This is a genomic window from Limisphaerales bacterium, from assembly GCA_014382585.1.
Taxonomy (GTDB): Bacteria; Verrucomicrobiota; Verrucomicrobiia; order Limisphaerales; family UBA1100; genus JACNJL01.
On sequence record JACNJL010000066.1, the window covers coordinates 1 to 16,916 of the forward strand.

Genomic DNA, 16,916 nt, shown 5'->3' on the forward strand with positions numbered 1-16,916 from the left:
AGCTAATGCCAAGTGCCAATTCCTCAGGCTTCTTCCAACTCTCGTCCACCCCCGCATTCGCCGCCGCATACGCCGCGTAATCCTTCACCCGTGTCTCCCAAATGCAAAACTGCACCTCTGTCCCCTGAACCGGCACAAACTTCATGCCGAGCGTGTTGGTGAAGAATTTGGGAGGAGTGGGCTCCTTGTCCTTCGTCACCACCGCCACAGCGGCCACAGCGACCACAGCGGCCACAGCAGCCACCCACTTGAGCATCCCGCCAGATTTTTCAGGTTCGGGCTGGGCGGTCGCGTGCTGTGAAGTCGAATGACTCTCCCTCTTCCGGGCCCTTTCCTGTTGAGGTTGCCGCTGGGCGCGGGGGGAAGGGGCGGCGGGCTTGGTTTTTTCGGGTGGCTTGGCTGGAATTCGTTGCACTTCCGGCTGCACGGGCGGACTCGCGGGCTCGTCCCTCCAAGGAGCCGGTTCGTCGGTTGGGCTGTCATTGGAGGGACGAGCCTGCGAGTCCGTTTCAACAACTTCCGCCTCCGCCACAGGCGTGGCAAAGCTCTCCACTTCCAGCGCCTGTTTGATTTGATTGAGCGCGGGCCGGTCAGCGGGTTCGTCCTCCAGGCATTGCTCGATGAGGGCTGCCCACGCGGGCGGGCAGTCGGGGCGTTGGGTCTGGATTTTCAAGCGTCGTCCGGGGCGGCGACTGGTGAGTAGCTCGTGCCAAATAACGCCCAAGGCAAACACATCCGTGGCGGCAGTGATCTCCATCCCCTCGGCCTGTTCCGGCGCCATATAATGCATCGTGCCGGCAAAGGTGCCGGTGCGGGTGAGCACGGTACTTTGCTCGCCGCCGACTTGCTTGGCCAACCCAAAGTCGGCCACCTTCACCCCGCCATCCTGACCCACCAATAAATTCCCGGGCTTGAGGTCGCGATGCACGATGCCGTGCGCGTGTAAATTGACGAGCCCTTCGACCACTTGCTTGAGCACGAGCTGGATTTCCTGTAAGGGCATCGGCTCGCTGGCGTTTTTGTAAACAGTCAGTCGTTCGCCCACCGTCCAGCCTTCCACCCAATCCATCGCCATCCAATGCAGCTCGCCCTCGGTGCCCGCATCCTGCAAGCGCACGAGGTTGGGATGCACCACGCTTTTGAGCGTCCGTACCTCCTGCTCAAAGCGCTTGAGCCATTGGTGATCCTTGTTCAAGTCCGGCGTGGGCAGCTTCACGGCGGCGGGTTGCGCGGTGTCCTCGTGGATGCCCTGCAACACGATGCCCATCCCGCCGCGCGCGACAAACTTCCGGATTTCATACGGCCCAATCTTCTTCGGCAAATCGCCATTAAACGAGGCGTGCTCCACTTTGAACCGTTCCCCGCCCGCGGCATCGGCCCAGTAATCATCGCTCAACGCACCCATCCCGCTCACGCGCCGACGGCACCGAAGGGTCACCCCGCCCAACACCAACGATAGCCCCGGAAACAATTCGGTTTCCTCCACCTCCCCCGGTTCCGGATCCAACAACGGCAACTTGGCCGGTGGCTCCGCCCGCAGCCAATAGGCATCCCCCCGCTTCACCACCTTCGCGTGAATGCGATCCACATCGGGGTGGTCGATGTGGATGGTATTGGACTTGGCCCGACCGATGCTGAGGGCGACTTGCGCAAAAAATTCCTCCGCGGTGCCCGATTCGCTCTCCACCACCAACGTGAGGTCGCTGGAGGAACTGGAGGGCATTGGGTTGGAGCCGGACACGGGGGAATGGTCAACTATCAACTATCAATTGACAAGTATCATTGAACGGAGCAGGGGCAAGGGTTAATGACTGGGGAAGGGCCAAACCCTAATGATCAATGCGTAAACCCCAAAATCCTTCCCCTTTCCAGTCCTTTATGCTCCACTGCGCCCATGAGCTTGACCAACGAGCAGATCGAGGAACAATTGCTGCAACTGGCCGATGCGCTGGCGCAGATGAGCGAAATGACCGCCAGCGCCTTTGAGCAGCGCGATGAAGACTTGAAGACACTCAAGGCAAAAGTCGCCGCGCTGGAGGCCAAACTGGGTAACCGCGGTTGACCCGACGGGGGGTGGCATATTCACAGGCTTGTAACCAAACGCCGCTCCGTGCGTATTCGGGAATAACTGTGCATAAACGGGCCCATTGCCCAAACGACGCATCACAATGAAAACGTATCTATTAATGTTCCTGATGAGCGCCAGCGGGGCGGGAGGCGCGTGGGCGGGAGAGTTTGACACCAAACAAGTGCCGGCCGGCGTGCATTGGTTTTTACATTTGGACGTGGGCGGATTTAAGAAGACAAAGCTGGGCCAGTTCACGCTCAAACAGGCGAAGCAAGCCGGACCGGAACTGGATCAACTGGCCAAGCTGCTGCAATTTGATTTTCGCAAAGATTTGGATAGCGCGACGCTTTTCGGACAAGGCGATGGTCAAAAGCAATGGGCCCTGCTCTTACAAGGCAAATTCAAAAAGGCACCCTTGCTGGCCGCATTAAAGTGGAAAAGTGGATTCAAGCGACTGAGCGAAGCCGGCCACGAGATTCTCACGTGGCGCGATGGCAAAGGGGAGACGCAGGAAACGCACTTTGGCACGATCGTTAACGAAGGCCTCATCGCGATGGGGAGCTCAAAGCAACGGCTCGTGCAGGCGCTCAACGTGCTCAAGGGTAAAGCGCCCGCGCTGCAACCCAAACAACTCGGCGGGTTAAAACTCAACAAAGGCAGCTACTTCCTCGCCGGCGGGGTGAACGTGAAAGACCTCCCCATCCCGCCCGAGGCGCAGGCGTTTAAGGTGCAGAGCATTGGGTTTCGCTTGGGGGAGCAGAACAACAATATCATAGCCCATCTCCATCTGAATTCCGCCGATGCGGAAGCGGGCCTCCAAATCCAGCAAATGCTGCAGGGCCTGCTGGCGATGGGGCAGATTCAATTGGCCACTACCGAAAACCCCGAGGCGATGACCTTCGCCGCAATGCTGAAAAACCTCAAGATCGCCCGCGCCAATAATGTGGTGCAGGTAGACCTGGCCTTTCCCGTGGACAAACTGCTGGAGCAACTGAAGTTGAATGTTCAAAAACGAACAGATGATCAACCCGGCAAAGTGGAATTGAAATTTGGAATCCAAGGCGGCCCGCAAAAGAAAAAAAAGCAAGACCGCTAACCTGTCCGTAATCAATGGCAGACACCCCGGCCATCAACGACCAGCAACTCGCCCGCGACGCCCAAGACGGCTCGCTCGATGCGTTTGAGGAATTAGTGCGTCGCCACGAATCGCGGCTGTTCCACTTCCTCTGCCAAAAATTGCCCAGCCGCGAGGACGCCGAAGATATGGCCCAGAAATCACTCATTACCGCCTGGCAAAAACTCCATCTCTATCGATCCGAAGCCAGCTTCGCTACGTGGCTTTACACCATCGCCCGCCGACTCGTCATCAGCCATTATCGCAAGCACGGCAAAGTCACCCTTTGCGAACTCGAAGCCGCCGAATCCGTACTGGTGGAAACCGATACCCCTGCCGACGAATACCACCGCACCGAGGAACAGGCCACTCTTTGGCGCGTCGCCCGCGAAACGCTCAAAGACGAGGCCTACGATATGCTATGGATGCGCTATCGCGACCAACTCAGCATCGCCGAAATCGCCACCGCGCTCGAACGCACAAACACTTCCGTGAAAGTGATGCTCCATCGCACCCGCAAAACCCTCGCCCGCGCACTCGAAGCCGAGGCGGATGCCGAGGTCTCCGCCACAAGCGCAAATGAACTGAAATCACTGCGCACTCCAATGACCATTCTGAACCCCTGCTAATTATGTTTTGCTTTTTACAACGCTGGAATATCGACCGCGCACTTGACGAAGGCGATATACTCGCCCCCCGCACCAAAGCCCACGTGGCCCGCTGCGCCGATTGCCGCCTTCATCACGAACAACAACGCGCCATCGTCAACCGCCTTGAACAATCCGCGCAACTACCCGTGCCCAACGCGCCCGCCTTTCTCCGCCACCGCGTGATGAACGCCCTGCGCGACGAACAATCTGCGCCACTCCCCGTCCGCTGGGGCATCGCCGCCTGGGCGCCCGTCGCCATCGTGGCCGCCATTGCGATGGCCGGCATTTTGCAAACCGATCCGCAGCCCACGCCCCAGCCGAGCCCCAACCCTCCCATGGCCGAAGCACCGGCAGCGATGCCCGCGATGCCCACGATGAATCTGCAGGCCGCACTCCAAAATGTACCGAGCCAAATTGCCGCACCTTATAATCGCGAGTTGCAACATCTCCAAAACGATCTCAAGTCCGCCGGCAAATACCTCGGCGATATCGTCGGCTACAAACTCGCCTCCAGCAAGTAAGCTACATTTAACCCGCACTTCGCGCTTTGCAAAAATCCGCCGCGCCGCTTACTCTCGGCGGATGAGATTCCTCTCCACGCACTTAATCGCCCTCGTGATTTGTTGCGCCGCAAATGCCGCCGACATTTCCGATTCCCTCAAAACCATCCGCGCCGTTGGCCCCGAAGGCAAAGGCAACGCCGCCGCCGCACAAGCGTGGCAATCCCTCGCCCAAGCCGAGCCCGCTAAGCTGCCACAAATCCTCGCCGCGATGGATGGCACCAACCCGCTTGCGGCAAACTGGCTCCGCGCCGCTGTGGACACTATTGCGGGTCGCTCCAAAGATTTGCCGCAAATGGAGTTGATGAAATTTATCGCCAATCAAAAACACGACCCGCGCGCGCGGCGGCTGGCTTATGAGCTAATCAAAAATGCCAACCCAAAACTTGCCGCCAAGCTCATCCCGGGATTACTCAACGACCCCAGCGTGGAGCTGCGGCGCGACGCCGTCCAACGCGTGATGGACGAAGGCGCGAACCTGAAAAAAATCAACAAACCCGACCTCGCCCAAAAGCAATATCGCAAAGCCCTCGATGCTGCACGCGACATCGACCAAATCAAAACCATCACCACCGCCCTCCGCGCGCTCGGACAGAAGGTTGATCTCCCACACCATTTTGGTTTTCTGATGCAGTGGACCGTCATCGGCCCTTTCGACAACACGGATCGCACAGGCTTTGCAAAAATTTTCCCCCCCGAACATAAAATTGACCTCACCGCCAACTACGATGGCAAAACCGACAAAGTGAAATGGAGCCCATTCGTCACCGCAAACGAATACGGAATGGTGGACATCAACAAAGCCTATCCCGGCCCCGGCGATGGGTTGAAGGAAGTAACCGCCTACGCCTACACCGAGTACCACACCGCCGACGCGCGCGCGGTGGAGCTACGGCTCGGCTGCAAAAACGCCTGGAAGATTTGGCACAACGGCAAGCTCATCTTCGGACGTGACGAATACCACCGCGGCATGCGCATCGATCAATACAAACTAAACGTCCAACTCACCAAAGGCCGCAACACGCTGCTCGTCAAACTCTGCCAAAACGAACAGGAACAGGATTGGACCAAAGAATGGCAATTCCAACTCCGAGTGTGCGACGCCACCGGCACAGCCATCCTTGCCGCCGACCGGCCGCCCACGCCCAAAACCGGCACTGACAACAATCAACCCGCCAATCCCACTCGCAAACCCCGCAAATAGTTTTATGAAACACTTCATCGCACTCACCCTCACCCTCACTCTTCAAGCCACCGCTGCGGATTGGAAACAATTCCGCGGCCCCCAAGGCAACGGCGTCACCACGGAACAAAATTTACCGGTCACGTTAAATGAAAAAAACCTCAAGTGGAGCATCCCGCTTCCCGGCCGCGGCTTGTCCGGCGCGTTGGTGATCGGCGAAAAAATCATCATCACCTGCAGCAGCGGCATCACCCAAAACCGGCTGCACATTCTTGCGCTGAACGCCAAGGACGGCAGCCTCATTTGGCATCGGCAATTTTGGGCCACCGGCCGCACAATGTGCCACGGCAAAACCAGCGTGGCCGCGCCCACCCCGTGCAGTGACGGCAACAAAATCTTCGCCGTGTTTTCCTCCAACGACGTCATTTGCCTCGACCTCGATGGCAACCTCCAATGGCTGCGCGGCCTCACCGCCGATTACGCCAACGTCAGCAACAGCCTCGGCATGAGCAGTTCGCCATTGCTCATTGGCAGCGCCGTCATCGTGCAAGTGGAAAATGACAGCGAATCCTACACGCTTGCCCTCAATCAACGAACCGGCATCAACCTCTGGAAACTCAACCGCCCCAAGGCCGCCAATTGGACCTCGCCCGTGCGCCTCACCAACACCCTCATTGGGCTGCAATCCAAAAACGGCATCGACGCCATCCGCGCCGCCGACGGCAGCAAGGCGTGGAGCTACGACGGCGGCGCATCCACCATCCCCTCCAGCACCCTGCACGGCGGCGTGCTGTATATCCCCTCCCACGGCATCACCGCGCTAGAGCTCAATGAGGCCGATGCCGAAAACACGCCTAAAGAACTCTGGCAAAGCCGACGCCTTTCGCCCGGCACCGGAAGCCCCGTGGTATTGGGTGACAAGGTCTTTACCACCAACAACGCCGGTGTGCTTACGGCGGGAAACCTCAAGACCGGTGAACGCCTTTGGCAAACACGATTAAAAGGTCCATTCAGTGCAACCCACGTGGCCACCGCCACCCATCTATATTGTGTCAATGAAGCAGGCCTCTTGCAGATCGTGGACACCCGAGGCAAAGAAGGCGAAATCACCGGCACCCTCAATCTCGACGACCAAATCCTCGGCAGCCCCGCCGTAGGCGGCGGCGCGATTTATGTGCGGAGCAATGCGAAGATTTATAAAATTAGTGAGTAGGGAATAGGGGGTAGCGAGTAGCAATTGGCCCGAAGGGCAACCGCCCGCCAACGAATTGTAGCCCGGGCCGGTGGCCCGGGACCCGGCCCACCGGGCCGGGCTACATTAGAATGCCCTACCTAATCGCCGCCGGCCGGTTCGGCTCTTCCCGGCAATTCCAATTCGTCGGATTGGAAAAAGCTTTGGTAGAGGCGCGGGATCAGAAATTTCAACACGCTCGCCACGGGGACGGCGAAGATCATTCCGGCAAGACCGGCGAAGAGGCCGCCTAATAATACCACGATGAGTGTCTCCAAAATATTGAGGCCCAGCGCTTCGCCGACGAATGCGGGATAAAGGAAGAGTTGTTCAACAATCAAATTCATCGTCACGTACGTGGCTCCGACAAGCCCGAGCAGCGTGAGATCCGCATGGCCGGTGATGACGCAAACGCCGATAGTAAGCACCACGCTAACCAGCGGCCCGAGGAAAGGCAGCAGCACGGTGAGGCCCGCCACCATCCCGAGCGGCACGGCGTAGGGCACACCGAGCAACAGAAAAACGGAAATGTAAATTGCGGTTTCGATGATGATGATCCACAGATAACCGCGCACCCAGGTTTTGAGTTTGAAGAAAACTTCATTGATGACTTCGGCGGCGCTGCGGAGGGTTTCCTCGCTGGTGGTGGGCAGCCACGAGGTTTCGAAAAGGCTTTGCACGAGGTAATCGCCTTCTTTGGTGTCGGCGCTGTCAGCACTGTGGCGGCGATGGTACGCGGCCATTTTGCCGAGGAAAAATGAGAAGAAGAAAATCGCCAGCAGCGTGTTGAGTAAAAAATTTCCAATCGTGCCAAGGATGGAGGCCGCGGCGGCCAAGGCTTTGCCGGTGCTGCTCATCACGGATTTTTTTTCGCCGGCACTTTCGCCGGAGCCACTCATAAATTTCTCTTTTAGATTTTCAAATGCTTTCGGGTCGTCGAGGGTGGTTTTGAGTTCCTTGGCCGCATCGCCGATGAGCGGCACACCGGTGGCTTTGCCCACGAGCCCCGCGAGTTGGGTGCGGGCTTTGTCGGCGTCAATTTCCTTGGGCTTCACGCTAATCGTCACCACCACCAAACCTCCCACAATGAGCAATAGCGCCAACACCACCGAGAGCACTGTGGCATGGCACGCGCGACCAATAGCCACTTGAACGCGCTCATCTTCCGTCTCCGGTTTAGGCTTGATCTTTTTGCTTTTCCGGAAGATGCCACTCACCGTGCCCATCACCCACGCAAAGGGTTTCACGAGTAAACAATTCGCCAAACCGAAGAGCTTAGCGAGGATTCCATTTTCCAAAAAACTGCGCGTGTAACGCTGCTGCAACGGCAGGAAAAAATACGCCAGAATAAGCCCGAACAAAACCGCCTTCAAAAAAGTAGCGGTGAGAATAAAAATGCCGATGACCACCACCGATGCAATGAGGCCGGTGCTGCTGCGCACGAGCTTCATCCGGCGGTTGTGCTGCTCCAACGCGGCGGCTTCCTCGCGCTGGAAGGTTTCCTCGGGGATGCCCAACGCGCGCGCGATGCGGTGCATACAGTCTTCCTCGGCCTTGGCGTATTGGTTGTCAGCAAAGGCGGCGGTGAACAGAGCGCGCAGGAGGATTTCCTTTTCCTCAGCCGTCAACGAATCCAATCCTGCGCACACGGCGGCGAGATCGGGTTCCTTGTCTTCGGCCAGCATTTGCTGGAGCTGTCCGGCGGCCGCTTCGCCATACACATCGCGCACCAACGTGGCCACGGCCTGTTGTTCGGTGGACGACACCGTGCCATCGGCGCGCAGCACGACGACAAAAAGTTGCAGCATATTTTGCAGCAACAATTTTTCATCCGGATCGCCCGCGTGATGCGCGATGACTTCGCGCACGGAATCGACTGCTTTGGATAGCGGGTTCACCAGCGTACCGGTGGCCCGCGAAAAAAACGACGGTGTCTCCATCCCAACCTCCTTGGACGCAGCTTAAGCGCCGGACTCACTCAAACAAGGGCGCATTATTCACAGGAGAGATTTGATCCCGTTATTGTTTCAAATATCGCGCATCGCTGTCCTTGAGAAATTTGGCGCGCGCCTTGGCGGGATTGAAATCCTTCGCAAGACCGTAACGCCCAGAAACCGCGCCCGTGGCATTCGGCTGGTATGCGACTTCCGGCAGTTTGACGGTGGTGGCAGTTTCTTTTGCCTTCACTTTGCCGGCAGTGACGATGAGCAAATTATCTTTGTGCTCAAAGGTGATGCCTGCATTCTGAAAAACTTGAATATCATTCGCATCCAATTCGCGGTAAGCATCTTGGGTCATTGGTAATCGAAATCGCAACTGCTGACCTTCGAGCGTGAGATATTTCATTTTGTCGTGAGCCGATTTTTCGAGTAATTCAATGTTAGGGTCACCTTCTTCCAAGTCGCCGAACGGACCGTTTCCATTCAAAATCTGGCCGCGGATCAGGGTATTGGTTTCACGAATTATTTTTGCCGCATTGCGAACGGTGACTTGTTGCGTGGCGGAGAGTTGCCTTTTCTCATTGAGATAAAATGGGCCGTTTTTGACGGTGACACTTTTTTGAATGAGTTTGGCCAAGCCCAAAAGTTGACGCGCCTGCTCCGCTTTGGCCTTGGGTTCGATGCCCGCCTGCAGTGCGGCTTCGGCCTCCTGAATATATCTGTCGATGTCTTTGGCGTTAAATTCAAAGGCCCAATTGGCAAAGAAAAATGTGCGTTGGCCATTGACTATGGAGTGGAGTTGTTCGCGTTCAGATTCGCTGAGGCCGTGCTCTTGGTCTTCGCCGTAGATGCCTTCGTAGTGTTGCCAAATGACGAGGGTATCGGCCTTGGGATAATGGCGAAAGACGAGGGTTTGTTTTTCAAATTCAATGCAGCCGGGAAGGAACAGCACAGCGAGGCAGGTAACGAGTTTCTTCATCATGAAAAAAGAATGCGGGCGGGCGGAGCGACGGGCAAGGGGAAAACTTGCGGTGCAGCGGTTGTTCCCGTAAGGTGGCGATATGATGACGAGGGGTAAATGGAATTCAAAAAAAAGGAATTCAGCGAATTTGGTGCTGCTGGTGGCGGTGCTTTCGAGCGCGTGGGGCTGCAAGAAACCGGACTACGACGGTAACCGCGTAAAGGATGCCGCGTCGGGGCATCGTCCCAGCCAGATTGAATGGGGGAATATTTTTCTGGAAGGGAACAACAAGAAATATCCGCAAGACTCCGTGAAGGCCGCACAGTGGTTTATGTTGGCGGGCACAGAAACAAATTACACGGTGAAAAGCGGTGAATCGCGGTGGCAAGTCAACGACCGGTTTGGCATCCCGCTGGAACTGATTCGCGAGGCCAATCCGGAAGTGGATATGAACCGAATTAAGGGCGGTGAAGAAATCACCATCCCCGGCGCACGCATCGCACAGTTTAATTTGGGGATGCTCTACGAACAAGGCAAGGGGGTTAAAAAAGACCACGCGCTCGCGGCGGAATGGCACACGCGCGCCGCCAAAGCCGGGCTCGCGGATGCACAGTTTGCGCTAGGCTATTTGCTGGAAAAAGGCACCGCGAGCGGCACGGTGCTGGATACGCCGGATTTCTCGGGGGCCGTACACTGGTACAGCCGCTCCGCTAATCAGGGTTTCGGTCCGGCGCAGCAAAATCTGGCCCAACTTCATTTGAAAGGACAGGGCACCTCACGCGACCTCACGTTGGCGTACAAATGGTTTACCCTCGCAAAACGCAACGCCAAGGAATATCAAATGACACCCTCAACCAAGGCGCGGTTTAAAAAGGAATTATCTGATAAGGAATGGGCCGCAAAAGTGAAGCATGACGAGATGCTGAAGGAGACCGAAAAAAATATGGAAACCGCCACGGATCGGCTGGAGGGCACAATGCCTGCGGCAGATGTTACCCGCGCCAAACAACTGGTTGAGACCTTCGTGGCCAAGCGCGAGAAATAAACGCGGCGCGCTCGCCTGAAGACAATGGACTTTTGGAACGTACACATCCTGCCACGCCTCTCGGCAGTCGAAGTCATCGAGTGGTTCACATTTGCAGTGAACATTCTCGTCTATCTTTTTTCCAAAAACATCGCCTCACGTTACGGCGCCATTCAGGAAGAGGCGCGGATGAATTCGCGCCTGCGAATTTTGCACGGGTTTAATCTAATCGTGTTCATCACCTTCATCCTTTCAGTCGCCATCCACAGCACGCGATTCCCCGCCGAGCAAATCAGCCAAACCTGCCTCACGCTGCTGTGCGCCTACCTCGTCACCAATCTGGCCGAAGTCCTGTTGCTCAAAAGATACGGGAAGGCAACCCCCGTGATGGGATTTACCCGCCGGGTGGAAACCGCCACCTCACGCACGCTGGAATTGCTGGCGCACTTTATTATTCTGGTGGGTGCGGTGGTCGTGCTGGTCAACGTGTGGGGACTCACCAGTTCCCTGCAAACCACCGGCGTACTCGGATTCCTCGCGTTGCTGGTGTTCATCACCAAAGATTATTGGATGCGCGATTTTCTCAGCGGCATCTTGCTCATCAGCAGCGAACGGATCGAACGCGGTGATGTGATTGCTATCCCCGCCGAGGACGTGCTCGGCATTGTACTTGATATCCGCGCGCGCCAAACCCACGTGCGCGATCTCGTGCACGGCCACGACATGATGCTGCCCAACGCTTTTTTGCTCACCCACCGAGTAGATCTTTACAAACAAAACACCGGCGGGCCCTTCAAGGATTATGTCGATTTTAAAATTGCCTACGGCACGCCCGTGACAACCGTGCACGACTTTTTGCAAGCCGTGCACCAACAAGCCGCTACCGCTGGCGAAGGCATGGATGCAAATCAGGACACCCACATCGCCCTCAAAGAAAATGGCGACCACGCCGCGCGCTGGCGATTGGGTTATGTATTAAACACCCCGGAAAAATTACTGGCCGTGCGCGACGCGGTCAATCTCGCCGCTTATGAATTACAGGAAAAATTCGGCCTCGACATCAGCACGCCCACCACTCACAGAGTGGAATCACGCTCCGGCAATTTGGCCAGCACTTCGAGCAGTGTGGAGCGCACCAAGTCGCCGGATAAATCGTAGTCGCAGGTAGTCACCCACGCATCGTACGATTCGTTACCGGTGGGATGCTTCTCGCCGTGCACCACGCGGGCGAGCACTTTCTCCTCCGTGTTCGCCGGCTCAAAAGGTTCATCCGGAATCCAGCCTTTCAACCCGTGCACCACGCCGGGGCGCGGATCCACCATATGCAACGCGCAGGAATTGCTGTACGGCATTACGTAACTGTCGCACAGGCTGAAGCACGCCAGCGCCTCAGTGAATGAACGCCCCACTGCATCGATAATGCGCGCATCGGTTTGCAAAATTTCATCCGCGCTCCCGCGCACATCGCCCATGCCGTCTATGATGAATGCCGCGCGCGGATATTTTTCGGTAACCGCCTCGACTAACCGGCTCAAGTGCGCCCCTTCGTCCACCCACTTGCGATTGTGCGCGCGCAGTGTGAGCCACACCACCGGCCAACGATCGCGCAGCTCCGCCCGCATTTGCGCGTACTCGGCCGGATGTCGCTGCCGAAAGCCTTGCTGCAACGCTGCCTGCATCTCCGCGGGCATGTGCGAGCTGCAGCCCATGCGGCCCACCAACAAGGCTCGCTCCAGCACCGCATCAAAAAACGTGACCGCCCACGGCACTTCCGATTCATCCAGTGAAATGTCTTCGCGCGCTATTTCCGCAGGCAATTGTTGTGACAAGCCGAGGACATCGAATGGCCCTGTTAACACCGCCGCAGCGGCGTTGTTTTGGCTAAAGAGCTTCCACAGCATCGGAAATTCCTCGCGCAGTTGGTGACCGGCGTTGGGATGAAACGATTGTGTGAGCACCAGCCGATGATTCGCTTCATCCGCGCAGTAGGCGGCCACGTCTGCCTCGCGTCCGTGCATTAATTCCTGAAGCATGCGGCAGCTCATCGCCAGCCGCGCCGGTTCCCAGCCTTGCGCCAGCACCGGGTGCGCGTGGTTCATAATGCTCACCACCTGTTTGCGTTTGGGAAAATAAAAACCCACCAAGCGCGGTGGATGAAAACCGATGATTAAATAATGCTCCTCCGGCTCGTCGAAGCGATAGAACACCGGATTCAAAACCGTATCGCCATGGGCCGGGAGCGAACAGCGCGTGGTGATGGCCCGACCGGTCTCGAGATGGAAGGATTGCAAATAACCGCGCTGCAACAGATCGATTTGAAACCGATACACCCCGTGCCGCCAATCGGCGTGCGGGAGGTCCGGTTCCATTTCCTGCAAATGCGCCAGCGCGCGGCGTAGACCTTGCGCGTAGGGAATGTCTGTGCGCCACGGGGTGCGGTTGGCTTCGCCAAATGAAACGCCCGGGCAACTGGAAAAATCAAACGCCTCGAGCACCGCGATGTCTGTCGGCGCATCGCTCATTTGCTTATTGCGATTTCGAGGGCAATTTCCTTTGCGAAATAAGTAAGGATGAGATCCGCACCCGCGCGCTTGATGGCCAGCAGCGATTCATCGCGCGTGGCAGTGAGGTCCAGCCAACCCCGCTCAGCGGCCGCGTGAATTTGTGCGTACTCGCCGGAAACTTGATACGCCGCCAATGGCAAGTCCGTCATTTGGCGCAACCGGCAAAGAATATCGAGATACGCTCCGGCGGGTTTCACCATCAAAATATCCGCGCCCTCTGCAATATCCAGCGCGGCTTCCACCATACTCTCGCGCGAGTTGGCGGAGTTAAGTTGATACGTGCGTTTGTCGAGATACGCTCCGTCGGTGGCCGATTGGCTGCCGACGGCATCGCGGAAGGGCCCGTAAAACGCCGAGGCGTATTTTGCAGAATACGCGAGAATGGAAACGCCTGTGTGGCCAGCGGCATCCAACGCCGCGCGGATGGCCCCCACGCGACCGTCCATCATATCCGAAGGTGCCACCCAATCCACACCGAACTCCGCGTGGGCCACGGCCATTTTGGCGAGGATGTCCACCGTGGCGTCGTTGTCCACGTCCGTGCCTTCGGCGTCCAGCACGCCATCGTGACCGTGAGTGGTGTACGGATCCAGCGCCACATCGGTGATCACCAATAAATCCGGCAGCGCTCTTTTCAATTCGCGCACCGCACGCAGTACAAGACAATCGGGATTCAACGCTTCGTCGCCGGAATCATTTTTCAATTCCGCGGGCGTCACCGGAAACAACGCCACCGCGTTGATGCCCGCCTCGCTCGCCTCACGGCATTCCTCCACCAAACCCGCAATCGAATGCCGCAGCACCCCGGGCATCGAAGGCACGGGCTCAGCCTCGCCCGCGCCGTCCTTCACAAAAAGCGGCCAAATCAAATCATCCACCGTCACCCGCGTCTCCTGCAACAGCGCGCGTGTGGCCGCATTACGCCGTAGACGGCGCGGGCGGTGAACTAAATTATGGTCGGCGTCAGCCATTATAAATTAAATTGCGGGCACAAGCTCAACTCCTTTGGTGGCTGGGAAGCTACTTAATAAACGCCTTAATTTCAAGGCGTTTTCTTGTGTAACTCTTGCTAAACCGTCCCTTTCGAGGTATCTTTTTCTTATGATCAAACTTCGAGCGCCCAAGCCCAAAGGCTTCACCCTAATTGAGATGCTCGTCGTCATTGCCATCATTGGCATCCTCGCCAGTATGCTGCTCCCCACCCTCGCCCGCGCCATGGCCAAGGCCAAACGCATTCAATGTATGAGCAACCTCAGCCAACAAGGCAAGGCACTGATCATGTTCGCACTCGATAACGATGACCGGCTACCGTGGCAGCTCACCCCCAGCGGACAAGCCAACCATTTCGGCGGAAATTTCTCGCCTGATCCCGGTTCGGTTTACGGAACCCGCGACCTTAAACGCGATGTGGTCACCGCAAAAATTTTATGGTCCCCCTGCGATGCCACCCGCGAAGCCGCCAACGAACAAGCGGTTATGGATTGGAAAAGCTACAACACCCGTGATGGCCGGCCGATCCCCAACAACGCACTCAGTTACGTCTTTATCCAAGGTGGCGACATTGGTCGCCCAACCACAGTACTGGCCGCCACACGCAATCTTTCCTCGCAGGATCTCGTCACCGCCCACTGGGCCGGAAGCGATGAGGAGGATGATCAAGGCAACCCACCGCCCACCGCCATGACCAGCCTCTTCGCCGGGCAAGGCCAGATGGTTATGGCCGATGGCAGCGCCAAACTGTGCAATGACGGCGACCTCAGCAGCGCCGGCATGGTGGTTAAGCCGCACATTGAATCCATCGGCGGGGTCACCCTTGGCAAAGCCAGCACCCGCGTGCTGCATGGCTATGGCAAAACCGACCAAACCGAAAAAGTCTTGAGCGGCCTCACCGCTTCACTCGCCCGCGCTAAGGAAGAAAACAAAAATGTATACCTGCTGTTCACCGGCTCAGATTGGTGCCCCCCTTGTATGGCGTTAGAAAAAACCGTGCTAAATCATCGTCTTTGGACAGCCTTCGCTTCGGAAGGATTGGTGATTCATATTTGTGATTTCCCAATCAACCGCGGCGTAAACCCCGACACGGAACGGGAAAATGACCAACTCAAAGCCAGCTTTGGCGTGCAAAATTTCCCCACCCAAATCATCCTCAACGGCGAAACCGGTAAAGAAATACGCCGCCGCACCGGCTACACCCGCGGCCCCGTCACCCCCTACGTTGCCTGGGCTAGAGGCCAATAGTTGACTGAGTATGGGAACCGAGTCCATTCGTAACCGGCTCATCGCCGTGGGTCTGTTGATCGTTCTGGCCGTGGGCTTGACAGCGCGACATTGGTTTACCCCGGATGAGACGACCCTCATTTTTGCCACCGGCCAACGCGGCGGGCTATACCACGAGTTGGGCCAAGCCATTGCTGACGAGGTACAACAGGCCCACCCGCACCTTCGCATTCAACTGGTGGAAACCACTGGAAGCCTCGACAACGCTAATCGGTTGCGCAAACAAACCATCCACCTCGCCCTCCTGCAAAACGATACCCAAGCCGGCGCGCACGTGCGCAGCCTCACCGCTATACATCCCGAATTGCTGCACTTCCTGTGCCACCGCGAAGCGGGCATTGGTTCCCTTCGCGATCTCGTTGGCAAAACCGTTGCCCTCGGCCCCAAAGGCAGTGGTTCGGAAAAATTCACACGCGAGTTTCTTCGCTTTGCCGGTTTTAACGAAAGCCAACTCACTCTGGTAAACCTCCCGCTCAAAGAAGCCACCAGCCAACTCATTGCCGGGAACGTGCACGCACTCCTCTTCCTCTCCGGACTTGATAATGACGCCTTCAAAAGCGCCCTGCAATCCGGCCAAGTACGCCTCACCCCGCTGATCCCCCTCACGCATTCCACTTCAATTTCCCCAAATAATCTGGGTGATGCAAACGATGAAGCGCGCGCTTTGGTCGATGGATTTCGCGTACATTACCCGAATGCCTCTGCCCATACCATTCCGTTGCTGGCCTATCCCGGCCAACCGATTCAACCCATCGGCACTGTAGGTGTGAAAGCCGTACTCGCGTGCCATCCGAGTTTGCCCAATGAAATCGCCGAACTCATTACTCGCACACTTTATGGGCATCGTGCCGCCTTATCTCAAAAACATTCCACCTTCAGCAGCCTTGATGAACAAACCTCCACCACGCACCTGCAATTTCCGCTGCATCCCGGGGCGGAACATTATTTCCAGCGCACCGATCCCGGTTTTTTTGAAAAATACGTTGAGATTATGAGCTTCATCCTCACCCTGATATTGATCCTGTGGAGTGTGATCATCTGGGCCCAACGATGGTTTCTGCAACGGCGAAAGAATCGCATCGACACCTATTATGAGGAGATCGACAAAGTCATCAATCGCCTACACGACGGCACGGATTTGGAGGAGATCAACAAACTTGAAACTCAACTATTAAAAATCCGCCAGCGCGCCTTGGCCGAATTGGTGAAAGAAAAACTCGCTGCTGACGAGTCATACATCATTTACCAAAACATGCTCAACGGCTGCGAGTCGATGCTGGTGCGCCTGCGCGAAAAAATTCAGGCGTCCTCCGAAAAGGACGCCTGAGCGCAATTGATGTTCAC

The 16,916-nt window shown here is 56.9% G+C and carries 15 protein-coding genes; 10 read left to right on the forward strand and 5 right to left on the reverse strand.

What is annotated here, in order from left to right:
• On the reverse strand, positions 1-1,723 hold a 1,723-nt coding region (locus H8E27_15400), incomplete at its 3' end, for a protein kinase (protein ID MBC8327005.1).
• A gap of 171 nt (positions 1,724-1,894) precedes the next feature.
• On the opposite strand from H8E27_15400, the gene H8E27_15405 reads away from it, so the two are divergent.
• The 6 genes from H8E27_15405 (at position 1,895) to H8E27_15430 (ending at position 6,788) form a co-directional block, all read left to right on the forward strand.
• Positions 1,895-2,062 carry a hypothetical protein gene (locus H8E27_15405; protein ID MBC8327006.1) on the forward strand — a complete coding sequence of 56 codons (168 nt, stop codon included), beginning with the start codon at positions 1,895-1,897 and terminating at the stop codon, positions 2,060-2,062.
• A 106-nt stretch (positions 2,063-2,168) separates the two neighbouring features.
• A complete protein-coding gene (locus H8E27_15410; GenBank protein ID MBC8327007.1) occupies positions 2,169-3,164 on the forward strand; it encodes a hypothetical protein in 996 nt (331 codons plus the stop codon).
• Positions 3,165-3,178: 14 nt separating this feature from the next.
• Entirely contained in the window at positions 3,179-3,811 is a 633-nt protein-coding gene (locus H8E27_15415) for a sigma-70 family RNA polymerase sigma factor (protein MBC8327008.1), read from the forward strand.
• Between the two features lie 2 nt (positions 3,812-3,813).
• Positions 3,814-4,353, forward strand: a complete 540-nt coding sequence (locus H8E27_15420; protein ID MBC8327009.1) for a hypothetical protein — start codon at positions 3,814-3,816, stop codon at positions 4,351-4,353.
• Between the two features lie 61 nt (positions 4,354-4,414).
• Positions 4,415-5,596 carry a hypothetical protein gene (locus tag H8E27_15425; GenBank protein MBC8327010.1) on the forward strand — a complete coding sequence of 394 codons (1,182 nt, stop codon included), beginning with the start codon at positions 4,415-4,417 and terminating at the stop codon, positions 5,594-5,596.
• Positions 5,597-5,600: 4 nt separating this feature from the next.
• Positions 5,601-6,788, forward strand: a complete 1,188-nt coding sequence (locus H8E27_15430; GenBank protein ID MBC8327011.1) for a PQQ-binding-like beta-propeller repeat protein — start codon at positions 5,601-5,603, stop codon at positions 6,786-6,788.
• 119 nt (positions 6,789-6,907) lie between these two features.
• On the opposite strand, the gene H8E27_15435 is transcribed toward H8E27_15430, so the two are convergent.
• Together H8E27_15435 and H8E27_15440 are read right to left on the reverse strand one after the other, a co-directional pair.
• Positions 6,908-8,704 (reverse strand): AI-2E family transporter, encoded by a 1,797-nt coding sequence (locus tag H8E27_15435; protein MBC8327012.1) that lies wholly within the window; start codon positions 8,702-8,704, stop codon positions 6,908-6,910.
• A gap of 121 nt (positions 8,705-8,825) precedes the next feature.
• Entirely contained in the window at positions 8,826-9,728 is a 903-nt protein-coding gene (locus H8E27_15440) for a hypothetical protein (GenBank protein ID MBC8327013.1), read from the reverse strand.
• Positions 9,729-9,807: 79 nt separating this feature from the next.
• Here H8E27_15440 and H8E27_15445 point away from each other — a divergent pair, with 79 nt between their 5' ends.
• Both H8E27_15445 and H8E27_15450 read left to right on the forward strand, forming a co-directional pair.
• Positions 9,808-10,752, forward strand: a complete 945-nt coding sequence (locus H8E27_15445; protein ID MBC8327014.1) for an SEL1-like repeat protein — start codon at positions 9,808-9,810, stop codon at positions 10,750-10,752.
• A gap of 24 nt (positions 10,753-10,776) precedes the next feature.
• On the forward strand, positions 10,777-11,889 hold the full coding sequence (locus H8E27_15450) for a mechanosensitive ion channel family protein (GenBank protein MBC8327015.1): 1,113 nt from the start codon (positions 10,777-10,779) through the stop codon (positions 11,887-11,889).
• On the opposite strand, the gene H8E27_15455 is transcribed toward H8E27_15450, so the two are convergent.
• Positions 11,808-13,253, reverse strand: coding sequence for a hypothetical protein (locus tag H8E27_15455; GenBank protein ID MBC8327016.1), 1,446 nt, complete (start codon positions 13,251-13,253; stop codon positions 11,808-11,810). The two genes, H8E27_15450 and H8E27_15455, sit on opposite strands and share 82 nt — an antisense overlap.
• Positions 13,250-14,266 carry a porphobilinogen synthase gene (gene hemB, locus H8E27_15460; GenBank protein MBC8327017.1) on the reverse strand — a complete coding sequence of 339 codons (1,017 nt, stop codon included), beginning with the start codon at positions 14,264-14,266 and terminating at the stop codon, positions 13,250-13,252. The genes H8E27_15455 and hemB overlap by 4 nt, the downstream gene beginning before the upstream one ends.
• Before the next feature lie 130 nt (positions 14,267-14,396).
• Here hemB and H8E27_15465 point away from each other — a divergent pair, with 130 nt between their 5' ends.
• Together H8E27_15465 and H8E27_15470 are read left to right on the forward strand one after the other, a co-directional pair.
• On the forward strand, positions 14,397-15,533 hold the full coding sequence (locus tag H8E27_15465; protein ID MBC8327018.1) for a prepilin-type N-terminal cleavage/methylation domain-containing protein: 1,137 nt from the start codon (positions 14,397-14,399) through the stop codon (positions 15,531-15,533).
• A 10-nt stretch (positions 15,534-15,543) separates the two neighbouring features.
• A complete protein-coding gene (locus H8E27_15470; protein ID MBC8327019.1) occupies positions 15,544-16,899 on the forward strand; it encodes a TAXI family TRAP transporter solute-binding subunit in 1,356 nt (451 codons plus the stop codon).
• The last annotated feature ends 17 nt before the right edge of the window (positions 16,900-16,916 follow it).

Coding starts and splice junctions, on each gene's coding strand:
- H8E27_15420 (MBC8327009.1), top strand. CDS start 3,814: ATGTTTTGCTTTTTACAACGCTGGAATATCGACCGCGCACTTGACGAA.
- hemB (MBC8327017.1), bottom strand. CDS start 14,266: ATGGCTGACGCCGACCATAATTTAGTTCACCGCCCGCGCCGTCTACGG.
- H8E27_15470 (MBC8327019.1), top strand. CDS start 15,544: ATGGGAACCGAGTCCATTCGTAACCGGCTCATCGCCGTGGGTCTGTTG.
- H8E27_15430 (MBC8327011.1), top strand. CDS start 5,601: ATGAAACACTTCATCGCACTCACCCTCACCCTCACTCTTCAAGCCACC.
- H8E27_15450 (MBC8327015.1), top strand. CDS start 10,777: ATGGACTTTTGGAACGTACACATCCTGCCACGCCTCTCGGCAGTCGAA.
- H8E27_15405 (MBC8327006.1), top strand. CDS start 1,895: ATGAGCTTGACCAACGAGCAGATCGAGGAACAATTGCTGCAACTGGCC.
- H8E27_15455 (MBC8327016.1), bottom strand. CDS start 13,253: ATGAGCGATGCGCCGACAGACATCGCGGTGCTCGAGGCGTTTGATTTT.
- H8E27_15440 (MBC8327013.1), bottom strand. CDS start 9,728: ATGATGAAGAAACTCGTTACCTGCCTCGCTGTGCTGTTCCTTCCCGGC.
- H8E27_15415 (MBC8327008.1), top strand. CDS start 3,179: ATGGCAGACACCCCGGCCATCAACGACCAGCAACTCGCCCGCGACGCC.
- H8E27_15410 (MBC8327007.1), top strand. CDS start 2,169: ATGAAAACGTATCTATTAATGTTCCTGATGAGCGCCAGCGGGGCGGGA.
- H8E27_15465 (MBC8327018.1), top strand. CDS start 14,397: ATGATCAAACTTCGAGCGCCCAAGCCCAAAGGCTTCACCCTAATTGAG.
- H8E27_15445 (MBC8327014.1), top strand. CDS start 9,808: ATGATGACGAGGGGTAAATGGAATTCAAAAAAAAGGAATTCAGCGAAT.
- H8E27_15425 (MBC8327010.1), top strand. CDS start 4,415: ATGAGATTCCTCTCCACGCACTTAATCGCCCTCGTGATTTGTTGCGCC.